At 64.8% G+C, this 22,522-nt stretch carries 19 protein-coding genes and 1 pseudogene; 16 read left to right on the top strand and 4 right to left on the bottom strand.

Going from position 1 to position 22,522, the window contains the following annotated elements; translation table 11 throughout:
• Positions 1 to 25 precede the first annotated feature (25 nt).
• From tsaC to DY262_RS20405, 12 genes are all read left to right on the top strand, one after another.
• A complete protein-coding gene (gene tsaC / locus DY262_RS20355; RefSeq protein WP_220377580.1) occupies positions 26 to 568 on the top strand; it encodes an L-threonylcarbamoyladenylate synthase type 1 TsaC in 543 nt (180 codons plus the stop codon).
• A 132-nt stretch (positions 569 to 700) separates the two neighbouring features.
• Positions 701 to 1,369 carry a DUF3348 family protein gene (locus DY262_RS20360; RefSeq protein WP_181936580.1) on the top strand — a complete coding sequence of 223 codons (669 nt, stop codon included), beginning with the start codon at positions 701 to 703 and terminating at the stop codon, positions 1,367 to 1,369.
• Entirely contained in the window at positions 1,366 to 3,300 is a 1,935-nt protein-coding gene (locus DY262_RS21880; protein WP_245981132.1) for a hypothetical protein, read from the top strand. Before DY262_RS20360 ends, DY262_RS21880 begins: the two co-directional genes overlap by 4 nt.
• A complete protein-coding gene (locus DY262_RS20365) occupies positions 3,300 to 3,965 on the top strand; it encodes an OmpA family protein (RefSeq protein ID WP_181936588.1) in 666 nt (221 codons plus the stop codon). The genes DY262_RS21880 and DY262_RS20365 overlap by 1 nt, the downstream gene beginning before the upstream one ends.
• Entirely contained in the window at positions 3,958 to 4,476 is a 519-nt protein-coding gene (locus DY262_RS20370) for a DUF2894 domain-containing protein (RefSeq protein ID WP_181936581.1), read from the top strand. Before DY262_RS20365 ends, DY262_RS20370 begins: the two co-directional genes overlap by 8 nt.
• A 180-nt stretch (positions 4,477 to 4,656) precedes the next feature.
• Positions 4,657 to 6,114: a YfcC family protein gene (locus DY262_RS20375; protein ID WP_116960903.1), complete on the top strand. Its 1,458-nt coding sequence runs from the start codon at positions 4,657 to 4,659 to the stop codon at positions 6,112 to 6,114.
• A gap of 17 nt (positions 6,115 to 6,131) precedes the next feature.
• Positions 6,132 to 7,358, top strand: a complete 1,227-nt coding sequence (locus DY262_RS20380; RefSeq protein ID WP_245981134.1) for an arginine deiminase — start codon at positions 6,132 to 6,134, stop codon at positions 7,356 to 7,358.
• Between the two features lie 41 nt (positions 7,359 to 7,399).
• Entirely contained in the window at positions 7,400 to 8,401 is a 1,002-nt protein-coding gene (gene argF / locus DY262_RS20385) for an ornithine carbamoyltransferase (protein ID WP_116960905.1), read from the top strand.
• A gap of 1 nt (position 8,402) precedes the next feature.
• The gene (gene arcC / locus DY262_RS20390; RefSeq protein ID WP_116960906.1) at positions 8,403 to 9,353 is read left to right on the top strand and encodes a carbamate kinase; all 951 of its coding nucleotides are present in this window, start codon (positions 8,403 to 8,405) and stop codon (positions 9,351 to 9,353) included.
• A gap of 211 nt (positions 9,354 to 9,564) precedes the next feature.
• Positions 9,565 to 9,882: a hypothetical protein gene (locus DY262_RS20395; protein ID WP_116960907.1), complete on the top strand. Its 318-nt coding sequence runs from the start codon at positions 9,565 to 9,567 to the stop codon at positions 9,880 to 9,882.
• Positions 9,875 to 11,170, top strand: coding sequence for a hypothetical protein (locus tag DY262_RS20400; protein WP_147326289.1), 1,296 nt, complete (start codon positions 9,875 to 9,877; stop codon positions 11,168 to 11,170). The genes DY262_RS20395 and DY262_RS20400 overlap by 8 nt, the downstream gene beginning before the upstream one ends.
• On the top strand, positions 11,167 to 12,399 hold the full coding sequence (locus DY262_RS20405; RefSeq protein WP_116960909.1) for a hypothetical protein: 1,233 nt from the start codon (positions 11,167 to 11,169) through the stop codon (positions 12,397 to 12,399). Before DY262_RS20400 ends, DY262_RS20405 begins: the two co-directional genes overlap by 4 nt.
• 86 nt (positions 12,400 to 12,485) lie before the next feature.
• On the opposite strand, the gene DY262_RS21690 is transcribed toward DY262_RS20405, so the two are convergent.
• The 4 genes and pseudogenes from DY262_RS21690 to DY262_RS20415 all read right to left on the bottom strand — a co-directional run bounded on the left by DY262_RS21690 (position 12,486) and on the right by DY262_RS20415 (position 16,325).
• Positions 12,486 to 12,809, bottom strand: a complete 324-nt coding sequence (locus DY262_RS21690; RefSeq protein ID WP_147326290.1) for a hypothetical protein — start codon at positions 12,807 to 12,809, stop codon at positions 12,486 to 12,488.
• A gap of 75 nt (positions 12,810 to 12,884) precedes the next feature.
• The gene (locus DY262_RS21695; protein ID WP_147326291.1) at positions 12,885 to 13,823 is read right to left on the bottom strand and encodes a hypothetical protein; all 939 of its coding nucleotides are present in this window, start codon (positions 13,821 to 13,823) and stop codon (positions 12,885 to 12,887) included.
• Between the two features lie 498 nt (positions 13,824 to 14,321).
• Positions 14,322 to 15,464: pseudogene (locus tag DY262_RS20410) on the bottom strand (RHS repeat-associated core domain-containing protein); the annotation flags it as partial.
• Positions 15,465 to 15,506: 42 nt separating this feature from the next.
• On the bottom strand, positions 15,507 to 16,325 hold the full coding sequence (locus tag DY262_RS20415; RefSeq protein WP_116960911.1) for an NYN domain-containing protein: 819 nt from the start codon (positions 16,323 to 16,325) through the stop codon (positions 15,507 to 15,509).
• Positions 16,326 to 17,539: 1,214 nt separating this feature from the next.
• Between DY262_RS20415 and DY262_RS21700 the strand changes: the two genes are divergently transcribed.
• The 4 genes from DY262_RS21700 to DY262_RS20435 are packed head-to-tail and all read left to right on the top strand — an operon-like array spanning position 17,540 to position 22,471.
• A complete protein-coding gene (locus tag DY262_RS21700) occupies positions 17,540 to 18,238 on the top strand; it encodes a hypothetical protein (protein ID WP_147326292.1) in 699 nt (232 codons plus the stop codon).
• Positions 18,180 to 18,782 (top strand): hypothetical protein, encoded by a 603-nt coding sequence (locus DY262_RS20425; RefSeq protein ID WP_147326293.1) that lies wholly within the window; start codon positions 18,180 to 18,182, stop codon positions 18,780 to 18,782. Before DY262_RS21700 ends, DY262_RS20425 begins: the two co-directional genes overlap by 59 nt.
• A gap of 13 nt (positions 18,783 to 18,795) precedes the next feature.
• Complete coding sequence (locus tag DY262_RS20430) at positions 18,796 to 21,660, top strand: site-specific integrase (protein ID WP_181936582.1); 2,865 nt, start codon at positions 18,796 to 18,798, stop codon at positions 21,658 to 21,660.
• Positions 21,650 to 22,471, top strand: a complete 822-nt coding sequence (locus tag DY262_RS20435) for a hypothetical protein (RefSeq protein ID WP_147326294.1) — start codon at positions 21,650 to 21,652, stop codon at positions 22,469 to 22,471. The genes DY262_RS20430 and DY262_RS20435 overlap by 11 nt, the downstream gene beginning before the upstream one ends.
• Positions 22,472 to 22,522: the final 51 nt, after the last annotated feature.

Genomic DNA, 22,522 nt, shown 5'->3' on the forward strand with positions numbered 1-22,522 from the left:
GCGTTCGCCCGCGTCCCTGGACGCGGTGGCCGACGCGGTCCGCCGCGGTGGCGTGGTCGCCTACCCCACCGAAGCGGTGTTCGGCCTGGGCTGCGACCCCTTCAACGCGGCGGCGGTGCAGCGCATCTACCGGCTCAAGCGACGCCCCACCACGCAGGGCTTCCTGCTCATCGCCGCGAGCGAGGCGCAGCTCGACCCCTTCGTGGACTGGGCGCGGCTGGCCCCCGAGGCGCTGGCCGAGGTGCGCGCCAGCTGGCCCGGCCCCCACACCTGGGTGCTGCCGCGCGCGGCGAGCGCGCCCGCGGTGGTGGCGGGTGCGCACCAGGGCATCGCGGTGCGCGTCACCGCCCATGGCCCGGCGGCCGGGCTGTGCCGGGCCGCCGGCGGCGCGCTGGTGTCCACCAGCGCGAACCGGCACGGCCAGCCCGCGGCCCGCAGCGTGGCCGAGCTGTGGCAACAGTTCGCCGGCGCGGACCTCGACGCCCTTCTCGACCTCCCCCTGGGTGGCCTCGAGCGGCCCACCCCGATCCGCGACGCCCTGAGCGGACGCAGCCTGCGCGGCGCCTAGCGCCAGCGGCCCGCCGCCTTGGCGCTGCTCGGCCATCCGGCCCCGCGCCCGGGTAGAGGACAATGCGGGGCGCTCGCGCCCCCATTCATCCGCCTGTTGACCCCCGCGCCCCCGAAGGCGCCACCGACCGTTTTGCGCAGCCGATCCCACCGCTCCGCCCTGGTGCGCCAGCTCGCCGGGTACCTGCCCGCGCCGGCCGAGGCCCCCCGGCGGGACCTTGCCGAGCGCCTGGCCGAATGGCTGGACGTGCGCGACGCCATCGCCTTGCACGCCACCCACCAGGCCTTGCCGTCGGCGGCTGCACCACGGCAGCCGACCGGCCGGTCCCACGCCGCCCAGCTGCGGGCCGGGCTGCAGGGCCTGCGCGCCACGCTGGAGCAGGGCATCGCCACGCCGCCCCGGCAGCCGATCGGCGCGGACGACAGCCACTTCGGCGCCATCCACCAGCGCTGCCTCGACCAGCAGCGCCGCATGGACACCGCCATCGGCGCCTTTCGCGCCCACGTTCGCCAGGCGCTGGCCGCCACCTCGCCCCGGCTGGCGCAGCTGGCCGCGCTGGACGCCACCCTGGACCAGCTGATCGGCGGGCGCGAGCAGCGGCTGCTGTCCGGCGTGCCCGCCTTCCTCAAGGCGCGCTTCGAGCAGCTGCGCCAGACCCCGTCCGACGCCTGGCCCGAGGTGTTCGAGCAGGAGCTGCGGCAGGCCCTGCTCGCCGAACTCGATCTGCGCCTGCAGCCGGTGACCGGCATGATCGAAGCGCTGGGCCCGTCCCATGCTTCCCCCTCCATCGACACCCCGTGAACCGCCTTTCCGTGAACCGACTGTTCTTCGTCTCCGCCTTCGTCCTTGGCCTGCTGTCCGTCGTCTGGATCGGCGCGGGCTTCGTGGGGTCCAGCGGCCTGGCCCTGGCCATGACCGCGCTCATCGGCGGCGTGTACCTCATGGGCGCGCAGGAGATCCGGCGCTACCGGCAGGCCAGCGCGGCGCTGTCCCAGGCGCTGGCCCAGGTGCCCCAGCCCCTGGCCGCGCTCGAGGACTGGCTGGCCAGCGTGCCGCCCCCCCTGCGCGACGCGGTGCGCCAGCGCATCGAAAGCGAGCGCGGCGCCCTGCCCGGCCTGGCGCTCACGCCCTACCTCATCGGCCTGCTGGTGATGCTGGGCATGCTCGGCACCTTCCTCGGCATGGTCCTCACCTTCAAGGGCGTGGTGTTCACGCTCGAGGGCTCGGCCGACCTGCAGGCCATCCGCTCGGCGCTGGCCGCGCCCATCAAGGGCCTGGGCCTGGCCTTCGGCACCTCGGTGGTGGGCGTGGCCACCTCGGCCATGCTGGGCCTGATGTCGGCCATCGCCCGGCGCGAGCGCGCCGAGGCGGCGCGCCAGCTCGACGCGCGCGTGGCCACGGTGTTCCGCCCGTTCTCGCTCGCGCACCAGCGCCAGGCCACGGTCGACGCCCTGCAGCAGCAGGCCAGCGCCCTGCCCGCGGTGGCGGACCGGCTGCAGGTGCTCATGGAGCGGATCGAGCAGCGCAGCCAGCAGCTCGACGAGCAGCTGCTGGCGCGGCAGGCCCAGTTCCTGTCGGCGTCGGGCGACGCCTATGGCGGGCTGGCCCGCTCGGTGGAGCAATCGCTGCAGCACAGCCTGGACGCCAGCGCGCGGGCCGCGGGCGAAGGCCTGCAGGCTGCGGTGGACAAGGCCATGAATGCCCTCACCCAGGAAGCCACGCGGCAACACGAGCGCGTCGACGCCCTGGTGCGCACGCAGCTGCAGGGCCTGGACCAGGCGCTGGTCGCCTTCACCACCACCTTCGAGCAGCGCAGTGGCGCCCTGCTCGCCCAGGTGCAGGACACGCTGGGCCGCTCGCAGGCCGAGCACAGCGCGGCAGAACGCGAGCGCCAGGCCGCCTGGGCCGCCGCCCTGCAGGACACGGCCGCGGCCCTGCAGGACGAATGGCGCCGGCTCGGGGCGCAGACCCTGGCGCAGCAGCAGGCCGTGGCGCAGACCCTGCAGGACACGGCGACCCGCTGGCGCGAGGAACTCGCCGGCCTGCGCGGCGAAGAGGCGGCGCGCGGCGAGGCCGCCGTGCAGCGGCTGGGCGAACTGCAGGCCTCGCTGAACCAGCAGCTGTCCACGCAACTCGCCAGCCTGGCCCTCGCGCTCGAAGCCCCCATGGCGCGCCTGATCGAGACGGCCGCCGAAGCGCCCCGGGCCGCCGCCGAGGTGATCGCGCGGCTGCGCCAGGACATGAGCCAGCTCACCGAGCGCGACAACAGCGCCCTGCAGGAGCGCGCCACGCTGATGCAGCACATCGACGCCCTCCTGCAGTCCGTTCAGCAGGCCACCGCCGAGCAGCGCGCGGCCATCGAATCGCTGGTCGGCTCGGCCGGCGCCGTGCTCGACCGGGTGGGCCGCCAGTTCGCCGACACCGTAGGCGCGCAGGCCGTGCGCGCCGACGAAGTGGCCGCGCAGGTCGGCGCCAGCGCCATCGAACTGGCCAGCCTGGGCGAGGCCTTCAACCACGGCGTGGCGCTGTTCAGCCGCTCGCAGGAGGCGCTCATCGACAGCCTGCAGCGCGTCGAAGGCGCCGTCACGCAATCGGTCGCGCGCAGCGACGAACAGCTCGCCTACTACGTGGCCCAGGCCCGAGAGGTGATCGACCTCAGCATCAGCTCGCAGCAGGGCATCGTGGAAGACCTGCGCCGCCTGCGCGCGCCGCCCGGGGGGACGGCCGCATGATGGCCGGCCTGGACGAACGCCCCGACGACACCGAGGGCGGCGGGCACGGCGCGCCGGTGTGGGCGGTGTTCGGCGACCTGATGTCCGGCCTCGTGGGCGCCTTTGTGCTCATCCTCGTCGGCGTGCTCGTGGTGCAGATGGACCTGGTGAACAGCCTGCAGGCCGAGGTGCGCAAGCGCGAACAGGAGGAGCAGCGCCGCATGGCCCTGGAGAAGGCCCTGGCCATTCCGCTGCAGAACGGCCGCGTGACCCTGGACAACGGCCGCATCGGCATCAGCGGCAGCGTGCTGTTCGCGCTCAACTCCGACGAACTGCGGCCCGAGGGACGGCAGATCCTGCAAAGCCTGGTGCCGCCGCTGCAGGTCTACCTGGGCGAGCGCGACGAGATGCTGATGGTCAGCGGCTTCACCGACGACCGGCCGGTGCAGTCGGGCAACCAGCGCTTCGCCGACAACCTGGAGCTCTCGGCGCAGCGCGCGCTCACGGTCACGCGCGCCCTCATCCAGGAAGGCATGCCGCCGCAGCGCGTGTTCAGCGCCGCCTTCGGCGCCGAACAACCCGTGGCCTCCAACGCCGACGAGAAGGGCCGCGCGCTCAACCGCCGCGTGGAAATGGCGCCGGTGCCCAAGGCCGGCCATGGCGCCCGGGGGGCCCAGCGTGACTGACGCCGAGGCCGTGCGCGCCCACTACCGGGCGGCGCTGGCGCGCCGCATGCAGACCGCGCCCGAGGCCGTGCAGCGCCGGCTGATGGCGACGCTGGCCTCGCTGCCACCGGCCGAGGCCGCGGCGAGCGAGCCGGCGCCGGTCGAGCGCGCGCTTCGCCCGCGGTCGAAGCCGCCGCTCACGCCCCTGGCCCAGCTCAACCAGCACATCGGGCAACGCACCCAGCCGGCCGGCACGGCACGGCCCGAGCTGCGCAGCGCGCAGGCCTTCCACGACAGCTGGGCGCGCCTCTGCGCCGAAGACGAAGTGGCGCAGGCCGTGCAACGCGGCCCCGAGGCCGCCGGCCCGCTCAATTCGCACATGCTCGTGCTGCGCACCCTGAGCCTGCTGAGCGAACTCTCGCCCGACTACCTGCACCGCTTCATGGTGCACACCGACACGCTGTTGTGGCTCGACGAAGCGAGCGCCCGGCCCAAGCCCGCTGCCGCGGCCAAGGCCAGGAAGGCCCGTTGAAGCGGGGGGTATCGAGCGGCGCTGCGAGGCGGCCCGGGTGGGTTCGGCCGCGGCGCGACCACCACCGTTCTTGACCAGCGTCAAGGCGCGCCGGTCACCACCGGCCAAGAATGCCCCGAGCGCCAGGCGACTCCCTTGCCATCCGGCAGGGCACACATGGGCGCACAAGGAGGCAACACCATGGCCAACCAGGCAGAGCCCATCGCGGGCGCGGCCCCCGTCCCCCTGCCCTCCGCGCAGGACCGGTTCCCCACCGCCTACACCATCCTGTTCGCGCTGATCGTGCTGATGGCCGCGCTCACCTGGCTGCTGCCGGCGGGCCAGTACGAACGCGTGGCCAATGAGGCCCTGGGCAAGGACACCCCGGTGCCGGGCACGTACCAGGTCGTCGACGCCGCGCCGCAAGGCGCGCTCGACGTGCTGATGGCCCCCATCACGGGCTTCTACAACCAGGCCACGGGCGTGGCCAACGCCATCGACGTCTCCCTGTTCGTGCTCGTGGTCGGCGGCTTCCTGGGCGTGGTCAACGCCAGCGGCGCCATCAACACCGGCATCGAACGCGTCATGCTGCGCATGCAGGGCCGCGAGAAATGGATGATTCCGGTGCTGATGCTGCTGTTCGCCGCGGGCGGCACCACCTACGGCATGGCGGAAGAGACCCTCGCCTTCTATGTGCTGCTGCTGCCGCTGATGATCGCGGTGGGCTACGACGCGCTCACGGGCGTGGCCGTGATCATGGTGGGGGCCGGGGTCGGCGTGCTCGGCTCCACCATCAACCCCTTCTCGACCGCCATCGCCTCCAACGCCGCCGGCATCCCCTTCACCCAGGGCATGGCCTTGCGGCTGGTGATCCTGGCGCTGGGTTGGCTGATCTGCGTGGCCTACGTGATGCGCTACGCGGAGCGCGTCCGCCAGGACCCGTCCCGCTCGCTGGTGGCCGATCTCAAGGCGTCCAACGAAGCCCACTTCCTGCGCCACCGCGAGAGCCACCGCGACCAGGTGCTCACCGGACGGCAACAGATCATCCTGGTCCTGTTCGGCGCGACCTTCGTCGCCATGGTCTGGGGCGTGGCGCTGCGCGGCTGGTGGATGGCCGAGATGTCGGCGCTCTTCCTGGCGTCGGCCATCGCCGTGGGCCTGGTGGCCTGGATGGGGGAGAAGCCGTTCACCAACGCCTTCGTCGACGGCGCGCGTGACTTGCTCGGTGTGGCCCTGGTGATCGGCCTGGCGCGCGGCATCGTGGTGATCATGGACCAGGGAAAAATCACCGACACCATCCTGCACGCGCTGGAGGGCTGGATCGGCGGCATGTCCAACGTGGCCTTCGTGAACGCGCTCTTTGCCACCGAGGGTCTGCTGAGCCTGCTGGTGCCGTCCACCTCGGGGCTGGCGGTGCTGAGCATGCCGATCCTGGCGCCCCTGTCGGATTTCGCCGGCGTGCCGCGCGACCTCGCCGTCACCGCGTTCCAGACCGCGATCGGCATCACCAACCTGGTCACGCCCACCTACGCGGTGGTGGTCGGCGCGCTGGCCATCGGGCGCGTGCCCTACCAGCGCTGGCTGCGCTTCATCTGGCCGCTGATGCTGATGCTGGCCTTGCTCAGCATGGCCTCGCTGAGCGCGGCGGTCCTGCTGTGAACGCGCCCCCTTCGCCCGTGTCGAGCCCGGCCCGCTTCGGCGTGCATTCCGAGGTCGGCAAGCTGCGCCGCGTGCTGGTCGGCTCGCCCGGGCTGGCCCACGAACGCCTCACCCCCGCCAACCGCGAGGCGATGCTGTTCGACGACGTCTTCTGGGTGCAGCAGGCGCGCACCGACCACTTCGACTTCGTCACCAAGATGCAGGACCGCGGCGTCGAGGTGCTGGAGATGGGCCAGCTCCTGAGCGAGACCCTGGCCATCCCCAGCGCGCGCGACTGGGTGCTGCAGCGCCGGATCACGCCGAACCACGTGGGCGTGGGCATGCTCGACGAACTCAGGGGCTGGCTGTGGGAACTGCCCCCCGCGCAGCTGGCGCGCCACCTGGTGGGCGGCCTTGCGGTGCACGAGCTGCCCTTCAAGCCCGAAGGCATGTTCGGCCCCTACCTCGGCCCCGACGGTTTCGTGCTGCCGCCGCTGCCCAACCTGATGTTCACCCGCGACACCAGCGCGTGGATCTGCGGTGGCGTGAGCCTCAACCCCATGCACTGGCCGGCCCGCCGCCAGGAAACGCTGCTGACGGCCGCCGTGTACCGATTCCACCCCCTGTTCGCGCAGGCCGGCTTCCCCGTGTGGTGGGGCGACCCCGATACCGACCACGGACCGGCCACGCTGGAAGGCGGCGACATCATGCCCATCGGCCACGGGGTGGTGCTGGTGGGCATGGGCGAGCGCAGCACCCCGCAGGCCGTGGGGCAACTGGCCCAGGCCCTGTTCGCCGCCGGCGCCGTGCAGCGCGTGGTGGCCTGCCAGATGCCGCGCTCGCGCGCGGCCATGCACCTGGACACCGTGTTCTCGTTCTGCGACCGCGACACCGTGACCAGCTTCGTTGAGGTGGCGATGCAGATCGTCTGCCACAGCCTTTACCCGAACGACCGCGGCGGCATTCAATGCCGCACCGAGAAGCAGCCGCTGTTCGACGTGGTGGCGCAATGCCTGGGTCTGAAGGCGCTGCGCGTCATTCCCACCGGGGGAGACGGCTACGAGCAGGCGCGCGAGCAATGGGACGACGGCAACAACGTGGTCGCCCTCGAACCCGGCGTGGTCATCGGCTACGACCGCAACACCCACACCAACACCCTGCTGCGCAAGGCGGGCATCGAGGTCATCACCATCCGCGGCGGCGAACTCGGCCGGGGCCGCGGCGGGGCGCACTGCATGACCTGCCCGCTGTGGCGTGAGGCCTGAGGCCGCCGCCGCGACAGCCCGACACCACCGAAAGGCGCGCCATGGCCATCAACCTGCGCAACCGCAGCTTCCTCACGCTGAGCGACTATTCGGCGGCCGAGATCGGCTTTCTGCTCAAGCTCGCCGCCGACCTGAAGACGGCCAAGTACGCTGGCACCGAACAGGCCCTGCTGCGCGGCAAGGAGATCGCCCTGATCTTCGAGAAGGACTCGACGCGCACGCGCGTCGGCTTCGAAGTGGCGGCGCACGACCAGGGCGCCACGGTGACCTATCTTGGCCCCTCGGGCAGCCACATCGGCCACAAGGAATCCATCAAGGACACCGCGCGGGTGCTGGGCCGCGTCTACGACGCGATCGAGTACCGCGGCCATGGGCAGTCGGTCGTCGAGACGCTGGCGAAGTGGTCGGGCGTGCCCGTGTACAACGGGCTCACCGACCAGTTCCACCCGACGCAGATCCTGGCCGACTTCATGACCATGCGCGAACACTGCGACAAACCCCTGCGCGACGTGGCCTTCTGCTTCCTCGGCGACACCGGCAACAACATGGGCAACTCGCTGCTGACGGGCGCTGCCAAGCTCGGCATGGACGTGCGCCTGTGCGGGCCGCGCAGCCTGTGGCCCGACGCGGCCGTGGTCGACGAAGCGAAGGCGCTGTCGCGGGACAGCGGCGCCCGCGTGCGGCTGACCGAGGACCTGGCCGAGGGCGTGAAGGGCTGCGACTTTCTCTACACCGATGTCTGGGTGTCGATGGGCGAGCCCGAATCCGTGTGGGCGGAACGCATCCGCCTGCTGCTGCCCTACCAGGTCAACGCGCGCGCGATGGCCTTGACCGGCAATCCGCGCGTGCGCTTCATGCATTGCCTGCCCGCCTTTCACAACAACGAAACGGAAGTGGGCGCGCAGATGGAGAAGCTGTATGGCATCGGTGCCATGGAAGTCGACGACGAGGTCTTCGAAAGCCCGGCCTCCATCGTGTTCGACCAGGCCGAAAACCGCATGCACACCATCAAGGCGGTTCTGGTGGCCACCCTGGGCGGTTGACATGGCCCGCGTGGTGGTGGCCCTGGGTGGCAACGCACTGCTGCGGCGCGGCGAGCCGGTGAGCGCCGCCACGCAGCGCGACAACATCCGCCGCGCCGCGACGGCGCTCGCGCGGCTCATGGAGGATGGGCACCGCCTGGTCGTCACCCACGGCAACGGGCCGCAGGTGGGCCTGCTGGCGCTGCAGGGCGAGACCGCCGGCCAGGGCCGTTTTCCGCTCGACGTGCTGGGCGCCGAGACCGAGGGAATGATCGGCTACGTGTTGCAGCAGGAGCTGGACAACGCCTGCCCCGGGCCGGCGCGCTTCGCCACACTGCTGACGCAGGTGGAGGTGGACCCGCGCGACGCCGCTTTCGGCGCACCGGACAAGCCCGTGGGCCCGGTCTACAGCGAAGCGCAGGCGCGCTCACTGCAGCAGCAGCGCGGGTGGGCCATTGCCCCCGATGGCCCGGCCTGGCGACGCGTGGTGCCCTCGCCCAGGCCCCTGCGCATCCTCGAGATCGAGGTCATCCGCCTGCTGGTCGACCAGGGCGTGACGGTGATCTGCGCGGGCGGTGGCGGCATCCCGGTGGTGCGCCGCCCAGACGGCACCCACATCGGCGTGGAGGCCGTGATCGACAAGGACCACGCCAGCGGCCTGCTCGCCGCCGAGCTGCAGGCGGATGCGTTTCTCATGCTCACCGACGTGCCCGCCGTGTTCACCGGCTGGGGCACGCCCGACCAGCGCGCGCTCGGCGACGTGACGCCGCTGGAACTGAGCGGCATGGACTTCGCCGCGGGGTCCATGGGCCCGAAGGTGCGTGCCGCTTGCGACTTCGTGGACCGCACCGGCGCCCTGGCCGGCATCGGCGCGCTGGACGATGCGGCCGCCATCCTGGCACGGCAGGCGGGCACGCGGATTGACCCTGTCCCAGGATTTCGAACCGTTCCGTTACAGAGAAGCCCGGCATGATGAACGCCCCTCAGGGGCAGGAGCACACGCCAAGCATTTTGGCCAGGGAATCGCAAAGGTGGGCCTTGCTCACACCCGGAGGTCCGAAGAACAGCAATGGCGGCAGACGCACCGGCGGTTTGATCTCTTCTCCGACTGGTACTCCCTTGTCCACGCCGGCCGTCTTGGGCTCACCATTCCCTGCCCGGCCCTTCCTTTTCGAGGCGCCGGCTTGGACACCGTTTTCACGCTTTGCGCTCTCATGCCCTGGCGCCTCTCCAACAACGAGCTATTGCGCAAGATGCTCGATCGCCTGCGCGCTGAAGGCTACCTAGTGGTCTCCAACGCCTCCACGGAGACCTACCAGATAACGGGCAAGGTCGATCATCTGCATGCCGTCATGCAGTACCTAGTTGAGAACGTTCCCGAACTCACCGACACCGCTCTGCCCGATGCGGATGCCGCCGAAGACGACGACCAGGATGGCCAGGTGGATCTGCTTCGCGCCGCCGCGGCAGATGGCGGCCTCAAGGGAGCCTCGGGTGAGTGAGCCGCTCAACCCGATCCAGCAGCTGCTCAAGGCGCTGTCGGACCACAGCGACCTGGTGAGTGAGGCAATCCGCGGCCCAGTCTCCACCGGTGGCAAGCGCAACAAGGGAATTGAGACCCTCATCCGCATGCGCGCGCTCATGCCGGTGGACGAGGACACGTACTACCTCAACCCATTGCTTCGCGAGTTCATCGGCGACTACGTCGTCAGCAGCTACGGAGCGTTCCGTCAGCTCGCGCAACTGGATCCGCCCATCCGGCAGCTGCGCCAAGACTTCGACAGCCTGCGCGACTTCCGTCGTGAAGGATCGGTTCGCGATGCGGATCGGGCCATGGACAGGCTGGACCAGGCGGTGGTGCGAATCGGCTTCCTCATGGACCAGAACCTGCTGATGCTGGGCGCCAAGGTGACGACGAACTTCGGTGACGTCGAGTCCGTCGCGGGCAAGATCCGGGAGAACGGTTTCTACTACAAGGAGATCGGCCGCTTCAGTCGTCAGATCGTGACCTTGGACGCGCGGGTTCAGGAGATGGCGAACGAAGCGATCGGCCTGCACCTGCCTGAGGTGCGTCGCCTGCTCAACGTGCGCGTCCTCTCCCGTCTGGCCGACTGGACCGCACGTATCGGCGACATCCAGCGCGTGGTGTCTAAGAACCTGTTCTCACTGCGCCAGATGGAGCAGCCCCAGCGAAACCTGGCCAACGTGGCTTTGTGGCTGTCCAAGAACCGGATGAGCGAGGGTTTCGAGCTTGATGTGAAGCCGGAGGTCGCTGCCAAGCTGGCCACCCCGGAAGGTCTGCTCACCACCTGGAACGTGGACGTCGCAGACAACGACCCCGTAGTCACCGAAGGCGTGCTCTCCGCGGCCAAGCGCCTTCCTCCCATCACCAGAGCGCCCAAGCCCGAGGTCATCGAGTCGCCCGAGGTCCTCGCCACCTCGCAGGAGACGGTCGAGCCCGTCGTCGAGCCGATCGATGAACTCATCGATGCATACGTTGACTTCATACGGGCCAACCCTGCAATCAACGACCCGCAAACCGCGTCCCTCCTGCAATGGCGTGAGCGCCACGGGGAGGCCTATGACCTGGAAGACTCGGTGACTGACGAGGAATGGTTGCTCTACGCCTGCGCGCAGATCGCCTCCGCCGGGCTGCAGGTCGAAGTCCTCGCTCGGGCTCGTGCACCCGGCGAGTTCAACGACTTCTTCACGGATGCCTACGCCCAAATCCCGACCAATCGTCACGCAACCACCCCCCTGACTTCAGGCGTGGCGTCGCTGAACTCATGAGCTACACCGCCCACGAGATCGCCTTCCTGCAGGACTTGGTGGCCAAGGGCTCGGGGCAGAAGGCGGCCTCCTCTACCTCGAGGTCACTCGGCCAGCACTACGGCATGGGTCAGCACATTGGAAACCGGTTCATCTTCACCGAGGCAGACGCCGCCCGGGCGCGCCACATGCTGGTCAACGCCAATATCGCGATCGAGCCGCCGAGCACTGGACTGCGGCGAGCAGAGGCCGCGCAGAACAATCCGGCCAGGGAAAAGGCCGGCACGCTGCCCCCCCACGAGGACTCCATCGCCGTAAAGGCCGCCCACGGCCACTGCGACCTCGACGGTCTTCCCGTGGCCACCCAGGGTCATAAGTACTGGTCAAAGTTTGCGGAGTCCACGCAGCGGGAAATTGAGGAGAAGGCTAGCTTTTTGCATGAAACCCTGTTCGAGCCCGAGGTAACTCGTCCGGTGAAGACGCTTGACCTACCGCTCGGTGGCCCGCGCGGTGTTCGGACTGCGCTTGAGGCGCTCATCGAACTGAACCTGATCGCGACGAGGGACCACCTCGGTACGCCAAAATCGATTGACAAGACGAAGGACGACACAACGGGAGCCGAGACGCTAAGGACATTAAACAAGACGCTGTCTCTCATGCAGCGGCTAACAGGAAATGACAAGGGCAGCCTCGGATTGCACCCTGCCGTCTACTTCTATGGCCCAACCGGCAGACATTCGAGCCCCATGTTTATGGGCACGGTAGGCCTCTTTGCTCAAAAGCTCGCCAACAACGATTCCGGCTACTTTGGAAAGTTCACAAAGGTGCGCTCAGAACTGGAGCGCGTGCTGGTCGACAACAAAGATCTAATCTCGATCATTCTCCAGCGGGTTCAGAGCTACCGTCGAACTGACCGCTTTCAGTCACTGCTAGATTCGCTAGTCAGTGGCCTTCTCGAAGGTGAACCTATCACAGAAGACTACATCGTTACTGCAACAGGCTTCACTGGGAAGATCCTAACTGGCACTGCCACGAAGTCAGTCAAAGAGTTCACTGACGATACGAAGAGTGGAGTCTTCATCCGCTCGGCGCTCTCAAGCGCACTCAAGTGCCCAATCTGTCGAGGCTACCTTGACGTCGCCAAGTCGGTCTCTTATGACCACGGAACTCGCGTGCGAGAAGGCGGCGTCGGAAGCGCAGAGAACTGTGCGCTCACTCATCCGTACTGCAATCAATCAGTCAAGAACTAGTCTCCGCCCGGCGCAGTCAGGCCTAACACGTCTCTCGAGCCGACTCGCACTAGCGTGGCACTTGGTCTGCTTCTCGGTGTGGTCCATCATCCATCAAGCGGGCTAAGCACCACAACCGCCGCGTTTGGCATCCTGCCACCACAAATGAGCACCACATAGAGATGAACCAGGAAGTCAGCCGCATCATCAACAGCATTGCCAACTGGGACGACCTTAAGCAGTTCGAATCCAACGCTCGTGAGCGCGGCCGACTCGACGACGAGGTCGCTGAGGCGATCAAGGTGAAGGGCACCGAGCTTGGTCGCGCCCTGATCGCAGAGAAGACAGGGCTTGACGTGTCGGAACTGTCCCCGGCCGAAGGAAAGATCATCCAGGCCGTCAGCGAGTACGTAGCCGTGATGCGGCGACATCCGATCATCGCGTTCTTCCCTCCCGTCAATTGCACAACTACCTCCAGTCACACGCCGCCACTCGCGGCATCAACGCTACCGCGTTTCGAATCTCGGTTCCGGCGGGAGAACCAGCTGGATCAGTGCTTGCGTGAAGGGGTTGACCAACTCCACGCTCGTATCCCCCAAGCGATCCACGACGAACCCCTGACCGGCTGCCTGACCCTTGCGCAGGGTGGCCAAACTCCCATCGCTCCATTGGGCCAACACCGACGTCGAACCATCGGGTGCTCTCATGCGGCCAACAAATGTGAGACTGGGCAATGCAGCCGGAGGAGCCGTTGGCGCCATGGCCACTGCCGGCACGGGCGGCGGCGGTGGTGGCGCAGGCGCGACCACGGGCGCAAATGGGTCACGCGCAGCCTTCATCAGATTGGGACGAGCCACCGCCTCAGCGGGCGGCTCCAGCAACATGGCCCATGTCATGCGCGCCTCGATGCGCGCGTCGTAACCTTCGCCGCCTACCAATGGCCGAATTTGCAGCCTCTGTAAGGCCATCCCGGCATCTGCATGTTGAACCTGGGCCTGCCAGCGTCGAAACACGAGGTACGGCCCCTGCGCCAGCCAGTCGACTTGCAAGGGGGATTGTTCGGCACCAAACCCTACTTCACGCCTTACCGCAAAGGTTCGCAAATGCAGCCCTTGCGCGGTCGCCATGCGCAACAGCCCGTCTATGCGTTGTTCTGGGGTCCCGATAGAGGTCGTGTTGAGCGGCTCGGTCTCGGCAACCTCAGGGGCATATTGCGGTTCCGTGCGGGCTTGCAACAATTGGAGCTGCTCCACTAATGCACGCTGGCGCTGCTGCCCGACCACGCCAAGAACCAATAGCATTGCACCGACCGGCATAAGTGCGATCAACACAGCTCTGCGCGAGGCAAAATTACGCAAATTCGGCAATGCAATCACAGCAACAGGGACTTGGTGATAGCCGGCCTTTGGATCGACGGGCGTGTTTCGAAACGGTCCAAGCAGCATGCAACCTTATGCGGCGAATTAAATTTAAGTCTCGCATCAAATGTCCGATGACTCGGGCTACTTCATTTCCTAAAGCGACGGGAGCGATTAACGGCTGGGGTGGTGCTAGTAAATGGGCACGGCTGACTGGTGCTTGGCCTTGACTCTGTGTGGAAATGAAAGAGGCAAAGCCGTGGCTATGAAAGCACTGGCCCAAGCGAAATCTTGTGAGAATGTCGGCGAGGCCATTTCGACTATAGCGTGAATAGGAGAATCAACAGCGCCAGCGAAACCCCATCGCAGTAGTGAATGCTTTCCCGAAGATCGTCAGCAGGCACCGAACACAACCCCAAAGCTGAGCGTCTTGCAAGTAACCTCATGCCAAAGTAAAGCGCGATGAAGAAGCATAGTGCAATGGCAATAACTCGACCCATCTTTTCCAAACTAGAGAAAAACACTAGATTAACGAGAACTACCGCGGAAAACAATGAGCAAAAGTACTTGAAAACTCGGATCAACCTATTTTGGAGGTGCATGAGGATTCCTTTGTTCTCCATATGGAGGAAACCAAGATCTTGCAGCGGTGGCCTTCTCAACCAACCAACCTGAGTATGCCCCAACTCGTCCAGAGTTCGATGCAGCTTCAATAGCCTGGCTAGACAGAAAGCCTGCACCTGTGGTCAGTGCGTCGTCGTACCTCTCACTTCGAGCCCCTTCAACAATCGTGATGCCATCCATCAACGTCAATACCCCTCTTCCCAATGGGTTGGACATGGCAATCAACTTAATTCCCTCTACATTGCGCGCATTCTCTTCGGGAGTTAAGGGGTCGCGATAAAGTCCATGGCGAGAATCATCGAAAGTTTCTACGCCCGAATAAAATTTGCCCGAGCTCTTAAATGTTGTACCTTTTTTGGTGGAAAGCATTTCATTGAATAGGTATCCATAAGCCGCCGTCATCGCGCCATTGGCGAACTTGCCGCCGGCAAGTTCGGCAGCCACGCCGCCGGCTACTGTAGTGGCAATGCCTTGTAGCAGCGGATCGAGCCCCGCAGTGTTGACCGTTACCCATTTGCCAAAGAGCCCACTGCTGGCGCCCACACCACAGTCACCCTCGCTGATTACTGCACTCACACAGCCCACTAGGGCATGCCCGGCGTAGAGACTCCAGCCTCGGAGCTCGAGCCCCCCCACAAAGCCGAACATCGCCCCGGTGAGCCCGCCCGCCACGGCTGCGTGAAGGTTGCCGCGCGTGGCCGTGAGGCTGCCGCTGAAGCCGCCGATGGCGCCCGCGGCCACTGGGCCAACCTCCAGCGCCAACGCCCATTGCCCGGTGACGAATCCCACGCCCAAGCCCTGCAGAAGGCGGGTGACATCTGCGTCCCACAAGCCAAGCTGCTCGCCCAGTTCGGGCAACACAAGCGCGGTGAGGATATTGAGGAAAACGGATTCGAAGAAGAAGTGCCCGCTGGGATCGGTATACGCCAGCGGGTTGTTGAGCACATACGCGTAGCGGTTGTGGCTCTGCAGGTTGCCCGGGCTCTGGATGAACGGGTCCCCACTCATGAAGCGCCCGATCAGCGGATCGTACAGCCGCCCGTTCATGTGGATGACGCCCACCTCGTCGAGGTGTTCGTGCATGGTGTAGCCACGCTCGCTGTTTACGCCGTACTCGGTATCCCGTTTATTGCGGGCACGCCTGCCCTAGCGCCGCAGCCGCAGGTGGTGGGCGTCTTCGCTCTTTCGCACCTCGACCATCGCCTCCAGGGCCTTGAGCATTTCGCCGAATCCGGCGTAGCCGAAGTCTTTAGGGTCGAAGGTGGGGTCGAGCCGCTTGATCAGTGGCAGCACGTTGGCTTTGTTCACCCAGGGTTCACCCGTGGATTCGGACAGCAGGTGAAGGGCACGGCGTAGCAGGTCGGCGGCGGGGTTAGCCGGAGGTGTGGTGGCAGCTTCGGGAGCATCGCCCTTCTTGCTGTCGACCAGGGTCTCCGGCTCGATGAGGCTGTCGTAGAAGCGGAATTCGTGGCAGCTCTTGGCCCAGTGCTTGTTGGTGTTCTTGCGGTTGCCGATGCCGATCAGTGTGCGGCCAGCGGCCTTAATCTTCTGCGCAACGGGCATGTAGTCGCTGTCTCCGCCCACGACGATGACTGTCCTGATGTGAGCGAAACGGCTGAGATCCTCGGTGGCATCGAGGCAGAGCTTGATGTCGGCGCCATTTTTTGCGGAAGCCCCCGGCGGAAATAGCTGGATCAGCTCGACCGAGCCCTGAAGCAAGGCATCGCGGTACCGACCGAAGTACTGCCAGTTGCCGTAAGCGCGGTTGATGGCGACCGGCCCGAACGAGGCGCCGAGTTCAACCAAGGCCTGGACATCGATTAAAGGCTCTTGAACCTTGAAGCGGTTGTCTTGCTTCGCATACGCACCTTCGCCGTATTTGGCCTCAATGAGGCCGGCGTGGAGATTCTCGAAGTCCCAGTACAGGGCAACTGACCCGCTTTCGCCGTTGTCGTTGGTTCGCACAGTTTTCCCCCCCCAGTCGTGATGCAGTCATCGTAATGCCCGTGGGTAGAGATAATTAACCAGGGAGGGGGAATACCACCGCGACGTCCGGAGCCATGGCACCAGCACATCAAAAGAAGGAATTCGTCGGGCCGGGATGTTCACGCCACTGGTCGCTGAAAAACCGCAACTGAAGTGAAGTGACAGGCCAGCGCGGAGGACGTGGTAGGTCCTGACTTCTGCCCGAGCATCGCGAGGACGGTCTTCGACAAAACGGTGGTTCTCCCAGCCTGTAACGCTCTAAGGCGACCACCTAGGCCTGCCTCTTGGGCTAAAGAGCGATGGTCGTTCCCCGAGGAAAAACCACAGCACGCGGATTCCGCTGGGCCAGCAGTGGGCCAGTTGCGGGCCACAGCAAACCGCGCAGCAGCCCGAAGACCATCACCTCAATGCCCAAGCTGGCCCACGAACAGCGCGCTGCCAGGGAGAACGCGCCTCAACTACATGTTCGACCCACGCTTGGACGAGCGTAAGTCATTGATTTGGCGCGGCTGGCGGGGATCGAACCCACGACCCTCGGCTTCGGAGCCCATGCAATCGCTGCGTAGATACAGCGATATCGAGATGCATTAATCAGGATTCGTCAGTGCTGATCAATCAGATCAATAACTTAGCACATCTCTCTTGTGACGTCAGATGGTGCCTGCCAATGACTACAACACTTCGCTTGTCACAAACTCGCTGCAAAAACCCTGAGAGCTGACCCAGCGATACATGTACTTGCGGCGACCATAACCCACCGTGAAGCTTCGGGCTCACCACTCCATATTACCCACATCGCCTTAAGGGTTTTTGACGTCATCGCCAATGCCGTTCGTCGCCTCGCCCAGGTTCTAGTTTCAGAAAGGACAGGAACCTGCACATTCACCCATGGAAATAATAAAAATGGCTAAGGGCCTGATTCATTCCCGGGCAAAAACTAAACTCACACGCAAGTTGTTGATTGTGAAAGAGATATCGTAATTACAATTTCGGCTGAGTACGACCCATGGAACCTTTGGCGACAACCCCACTTCTCGCATATCTTGTATGGAGCTGACGCGCAAAGCTCCTCATCAGGACGGCCAGACTGGAATGTGATGGATTTCACGCGGCAGCTATTGAGTAGTCGCAGTTCGAATCTTCTGATGGGCAGGGATTAGGTAAGCGACAAACAAGAGTCGCGAGATCCCAACGTGTCACACCCTGGATTCCTGAAATCTGTCCCAAGTCCACAAGACGAATTCTTTACCGGCCTACCGCCCGAACTCAAGGGGTTTTCCCAACAGCTGCTTGGCTGCATTGATGTGCCGTCCGATCAGCCCAGTTTCGGCCGGGTAATTCACGCCATGAGCGGCGCGTTGGTGGCCTTCGCTCGCGAGCATGAATTCTATCGAGACACGGAGGTTCGCCAATTCGAACTGGCCTGCCAATTAGCCGCATACGCCAAGCTCCAGATCCCATTGGATGGCACACCGCTCGCGCACATGACCGGGCGCCTGGGCACTCACGGGGGTTGGGCGCTGTGCACAGAGCTGGATCCTCGCTGCCTTGAGATCCCTGTGGCGCTTGGCGCGGAGCTCGCCTTGGCACTGGCGCAAGGCCGACGCCTGCAGGTGGACTACCTGAAGCTGCTGCGTCGCGACCTCAAGAAGATACCCGCGCCGGGTCACGAAGAACCAGAGACGGCAACCGATCTCCGCGCACTGGGCGTCGGGAAGTACTGGCGCAAGGCCTTCGCAGGAAAGGTCAAGCGGCTAGAAGCCATCGTGGCACAAGCGTATGTCATTGTCCACCGCCATCGACGTTCACAACACCTACGCCGACTTCACCGCCATGGCTCTGAGCTTCTTGCTGGGTCTGCGCTCGTCAACCCAGTACGAACTGAACGCTGACTCGGCATTGCCAGACGGCGAGATGCTCACGCTGACAGACAAGTCAGATCCGGACAAGACCGGAAGCCGTTTCGCCGTCCTGACTCCGTTGGTGCGCGATCTGCTCGCGAACTGGTACGCCCACTGCGCTGCATTACTCGGCCGCTACCAGCGAGATCCCCAGGCAGGCAAGACCACCGTCGGCGTCGAAGTGATGGCGCACCTTGCCGAGGTGGTTCAGCACAAACCCGTCCCCGCGCTGTTTCGCATCTACAAGAATGGTGTAAGGCCTGCCAACAGCAAAACCACCTGGGACGTTCTGCCGCCCTTGTTGCGCTGCGAGGACAACGTCGGCCGCCACTACTGGTGTAGCCAACTGCACCGCGCGGGCTGCTCGGACAAGGCGATCGATCTGTTCATGCGCCACATCGTCGCCGGCAACAGCCCAATGTCGGTTTATGCCGGCGTCAGCATTGCACAGCTAACGAATGAGGTGGGGACGCTGCAGATGCAGCAAATCGCGAAGCTGGGGTTGGGCATGGCCACCGGGCTGCGCAAGGCCTGATCAGGTGTACGCCATGAGCACAAACAACAAGCGACACCAGCGCAGCCATTTGAATGCCTCAACGGTCTTGGGTTCACCACGGCCCCTGAAGCACTTCCAAGCCTTTCTGCTGGATGCCTCTCCCCTGCTATCCCCGAGCGCGCTCGCGCTGGGCTGCCTTGTGGGCTTCGACATGGTGGTTCGACCGGAGGACGTTCCGCATGCGTACGCCGCTTTGCAGAGAATCCATCGATATCAGGATCGACCATCAATCCGTTGGGTTGTTCCACAACCGACCGACGAATCCGCAGGCGATGCGAAAGCTCCCAGCGTCGCAACCCGGCCCGTTTACGACGAGCGCACGATCAGCGACTTCACCCACATCGCTACCAGCGAAGTGGTCGCATGGCAGTCCCTGGAGGAGTCCATTGCCGAACTGCTATCGGCAATGGATCAGCACCCCGAAAAGCGAAACCTGCCCAGGCACTGGGAGGGACTGCTTGCGAGTGCGCAGGTCCATGCCGTCACCTGCTTGCCTGGTGCGCTGCGCGGACATGTTGTCGGTCAGATCAGGATGTCGGCGCTCGATCCGAGCGCGGCTGCCCGAGAAGCAACGCAGCTCGCACTCGTAACACGGGATATCGACCTGGAGACCGAGGAGGCCCTGGCGATCAGCGAGACGAAGCTTGCGCAAGCTCGCCTACGACACCCGCTGCATGCCAAAGGCTTGGCAAGTGGATCGACCACAGAACGGGATCGCGCCGCCGATCTGGTGGATGACATCGTACGGGCCACCCACGCGGGCAGCGGCACAGCCGAAGCTCGCACCGCCGTCACACGTGAACTCAGGGCCCTGCACCTTCGGATGGCTGATTCACACCACTGGCCAAGGACGCTGCACCTGGTGGCATTGAACTGGGTACATGAGCAACACCTGGCCATGTCCAGCATCAGCCGATATTTTTCGGGTGCAGCCAAGAGGCTGTTCGTCGCTGTGCAGGACATGGATCTTGTGAACCTCGACGTCAAGGAACTGGTTCGGCGCATCGAGGACGTACACGCCAGCGTCGAGGATTCGAACAAACCCTCTGTGCGCGCGGTGGGTCAAGCGATCCTTGACCTGCTCGTTCTTCAGGAGGTCATTGAGCCCGCGCAGCTGCAGCGAGTTCAGAAGCGATCTGGCTCCATCGCGGTGCGTGCACAAGTCATCTTCCCGCACGAATGCAGTCGCGCAATGGACTGGGTGGACGAGCACATCAGCCGGGGCGAGCAGGGCCCGGCGCTCACGATGACACGCCTGCTGATTGGTCTCGCCAAAGAGTGTGGCTTTCGCATGGGCGAAGCGTTGCGCTTGCGCCTTGAAAACTTCCACTTCACTGGGGACCGGCTGCAGGTAGCCGTGAATCCGACGCGCTCAGACCCCAGGGTCAAAACCAAGGAAGGCCGTCGACTCACGTACACGGAAGACCCGCGTGTGATCCGCTACTTGATGGAGTACCTTGCCAGCCGCCATGGCCTGACCATGATCTTGCGGGCCGAAGACCCAGCACGACTGCTGGAGTTGCCTCCAGACGAACGACAACAGCTCAATTCGCAGCTGGCCGAGCGTAACGATCTGCTGTTCGCCGACCCGCACCAGCCGTACGCGATCTGGTACGAGAGCGAAATCCGCATGTGGACATCAGTTCTTCTGAAGTGCGCCACCGGTGATTCGCGATCGGTGCCCCACGACCTGCGCCACTCCTGGGTCACCTTCGGCAACGACACAGACTTCTGCACCCTTGGCTCACTGCAGGAAAACCCGTTCGACAAGCGAGCCAACGAGCTCGGCCACGCGGCCAACGATTTGATGTTCACAACCTACACGCACCAGTTCGGCCAAGGCATTCGGGTGCGGGTTGACCAGCAGCTACGCGAAGATGGCCTGATTTGCACGCAGTCGGCCGCCGCATGGACCTCTCGCAGCCACGCATCGGTGAAGTCGCTTCTCCTGAAGTCGGATGCCAGTCTGAGAAAGAAGCTCTCGCGTGCTGGCGCGAAGGCTCGTGATGCAGAAGGCCAGCGTCTGCTCTTGAAGGAAGTTCAGGGATACGCCACGCAGTTGCCACTACGAGGTGCCGACGAGGTGTTCGGCGTTTCGCTTCAGGAACCGATATCGCCCCTGGGCGGCTATCGCCCGCGTGAGCTGACAACGCGGGTTCTCCTGCAATGCTTGGTGATGTTGGCGAGCTCAAACCAGAACGCGGATCAGCGTGCAATGGACATCGCGAGGCTGGCCGGTATCGGCGCCGCAGACTGGGCTCGTGTACTTCAGGAGCTCTGGCTGGTGAGTCGTTCTGCTCATGCGGTGGTGTCACCCCGCAGGCTGGAGAAGAACAAGGCGGCATGGCTCGTGGCAAATCACTGGGAGCCGGTAATACGGGCGGCGCTTTCCGAAAAGTGGCAACGCTTGATGGCCTACCTGGATCGCCATGCGAGCGATGATGACGTTGTGAACGCAGGCGACTACGTTCTTGAATCCATGGGTTGCGACACCTACCTGCCTGTGGACGTCGCGGATCCAGCCTTCATCGCCTTGGTACGCGTCATACGCGCGAGCGGCATGAACCTGTCATCGTTGCATCTTCACTACGTGAGCGACACCGCCGACACCCAGCACAACGCCAGGCACGCGCTCGCCAAAATTCGTCATGAGCTTGGCATCGATGTGCAGCTTCGCGCGATGACATCGCGCGGTGGCCGACCACCCATGTACTTGTCGGTTCGTTCAAGGGGTGCCCAAGGCTCTGTGGATGCCGATCACGATGGCAGCGCCCATTCGATGCAGGGATTTGCCGGGTTGTTCCTTGGGGCGTATCTCAAGGCGGAACTGTTGCGGGAGCAGCGCAATGTCGCGTGAAATGAAGCGCGCGCTTCGCAATGAGACGATTGCGGTGCATCGGCCCCTCTACGACTCCGAGATCGTGACAGGCTCAACTGCGGAGCAACAGGCGCATGCCGCAAGACTGTGGGTGGATCAGGTGTCCGTCATGCTCCAGGAGCAAGGTGCGCTGTTCTTCACCTGTCTCGATTTCCGCTTCACCACTCAGGAAGGAGCCCTAAGCGTGGAGCTGGTCTGCCGAGAAGTCGCACAGCAATCCTTGATGCCCATGCTCCTCGAGGGCAATGTTTGCCTATTGGGGGACGAGGTCTTCGAGAAAGACGTGGCGGAGTGGCGGAATCGTTTGCGTGCGATATGTCAGGACCACGAGATCGCAATCATTGATCGTCCCGTACTTTCCACAGCCGCGAGGCGCATGACCAACGATCCGACGAGGGGACTCGTGCCGATCGCGACGGCAGACGAGATCTCGCGAGCGACAGAAGCGGTACTGCCGCCTTCCATGGAGAAGGTGGAAATTGACGGCGAGCGCTTCGAACTGGCGGATCATGGAGCATCTGACATCCCAGTCTGGAGCCAGCCCTGCGTGGTCCGCGGAATACCTAATCTGAACAGCATGGGGTTCATGCTTCAACTGATCATGTCGACCCCCATGCAACCCAGCGGAGGAAAGCTGCTTCTTCGCTTAATGGATCTGACCCGCGATGAAGCCGCCCGCCTGGTTCAGCACGCACATTCGAGAACACCACTCGAGATGCTTGTCGCCATTGCCAGGGGGAAGGGTCGAACGCTGCTTGGCGCTCCCGTACGAGAATTGCCGTCGACCTGAGGTGGATACAGATTTGGTGGGGGCAGACAGGGCCGCAATTGCGTGCTTCTC

Origin of the sequence: Hydrogenophaga borbori, assembly GCF_003417535.1 — a bacterium.
In the GTDB taxonomy this organism is placed as follows: Bacteria; Pseudomonadota; Gammaproteobacteria; order Burkholderiales; family Burkholderiaceae_C; genus Hydrogenophaga; species Hydrogenophaga borbori.